Source organism: Afipia sp. MLSD5-FHT05B12 (assembly GCF_058793355.1).
Window position 1 is genome coordinate 1 of sequence record NZ_JBXAFS010000046.1, and the last position, 1,601, is coordinate 1,601.

Consider the following 1,601-nt stretch of genomic DNA (forward strand, 5'->3'; position numbering starts at 1 on the left):
GCCGGCAAATTGGTTGCATTGGCTTGCCACTGTCCGACACCAGAACCCGAATCGACCATGATGAGCCGATCGCCGACCTTCAGCACCACAACCGTTAGCGGGATTGGCATGAATTCCGTGGTCAAGCCGGCCTTGGCCAACGCACCCTTGGTCTCGTCGATCGAGGCATTCTTGATAAAGGCAGGGTCGTGCGGTTTGCGCCAGATGCCGTCATAGATGGCAGTGACTTCAATAGAACCAACCTTATATTTAGAGAAGCCTACAGTTGGCTCAAGCGATGTTTCCGCGTGAGCCGAGCTAATGAGAGCTAACTTCTTGTTCAGCCCAAAGGCCGTCGCCACGGCAGCAGATGCTAATAGACGCCGGCGAGACAGATCCAACATAGACATTCTCCTAACTCTGATTGGACGCGGAGCGCACAGCGCGGATCGAACATTGCGTCCAACCAAGGAGACCTCCACCACTCGGGATTTATTCTCGACCAGTCGAATATTTTTACTGCAAGGAAGAAAAGTGGGACAAAGCCTGTCAACCGCCTGATCCGCGACAAGATTTTCTGACTACATTGGGAATAAACCGGGCTGGGCTGCGGTCTACTCTACCTGAGGGCTCTCCTGATCGTCGGTGAGGCAATCATCCAGATGACACAGTGGGTACACACGTTATGAATTTGGCAATAGTCATTGGCCACACCATGCCTCGACCTCTCTTGGGGGCGGCAATCGAGCGTGTGCTGGAACTGATTTCCCGTAAAAAGAGGACTTTCAGGCCTACGACCGACACCGCGGCATTAACGATCAATAGCCAAACCGCGGAATCCCCTCCAGTAACTTTGACGACGGACCGCTCCGAAATTTTTGCAAGAAGCAAATCGATGAGCGCGAATGACACGCTTATCCAATTTCAACGTAGTATCGTACCTCAGCTCGACGCCGCCTATAATTTCGCGCGATTCCTAAGTCGAGATGCTGATGCTGCCCAGGACATTGTTCAGGAAGCGTTTCTCCGGGCCTATCGAGGTTTCGCCAGATACCAGGGAGGAGATGCCCGTGCCTGGATATTTACGATTGTACGCAACTGCTACCATAACTGGCTGATCGATCGTCGGCGAAAGTCGCGTATAGAAGTCGATGTTCATCACCACGATGGTTCTGAAGAACTCGCAGTTGATGACGCACCTTCGGACGAGGATAATCCGGAAACAACTCTGTTGCGTCGAGTGGAATCGGACACTGTCCGCGTCGTTCTTAATAGGATGCCACGGTCTTTACGCGAAATGCTGGTTTTGCGCGAACTCGAAGGGCTCTCGTATCGGCAGATTGCGGAAATTGCGGCGGTACCGATAGGCACCGTGATGTCTCGCGTTGCCCGCGCGAGGAGGCAATTCGAGACCGCATGGCGTCTGGAAATGCAGGACCAGGAGAAGCAAACGTGAGCTCATCCGTCCAAGACCAATGCACAGGGTGGCAGCTGATTCTTCACGGGTTTATCGATGGCGAACTGGATGCTGCTCACTCGTTGCAGCTCGAGAAACATCTCGCAACCTGTTCACATTGCGTTGACCAGTTGGCGGCGTTTCAGGCGCAGAAAAAAATCGTCTC

Annotated in this window: 2 protein-coding genes and 1 pseudogene; 2 read left to right on the forward strand and 1 reads right to left on the reverse strand. The window is 53.2% G+C overall.

Annotated elements, in window-relative coordinates:
* A pseudogene (locus tag AC1Q6J_RS23125) lies at positions 1 to 383 on the reverse strand (MBL fold metallo-hydrolase); the annotation flags it as partial.
* A 266-nt stretch (positions 384 to 649) separates the two neighbouring features.
* Between AC1Q6J_RS23125 and AC1Q6J_RS23130 the strand changes: the two are divergent.
* Both AC1Q6J_RS23130 and AC1Q6J_RS23135 read left to right on the forward strand, forming a co-directional pair.
* A complete protein-coding gene (locus AC1Q6J_RS23130) occupies positions 650 to 1,435 on the forward strand; it encodes a sigma-70 family RNA polymerase sigma factor (RefSeq protein ID WP_492281478.1) in 786 nt (261 codons plus the stop codon).
* A partial coding sequence (locus tag AC1Q6J_RS23135) for an anti-sigma factor family protein (RefSeq protein ID WP_492281479.1) occupies positions 1,396 to 1,601 on the forward strand: 206 nt, incomplete at its 3' end. The genes AC1Q6J_RS23130 and AC1Q6J_RS23135, both read left to right, overlap by 40 nt.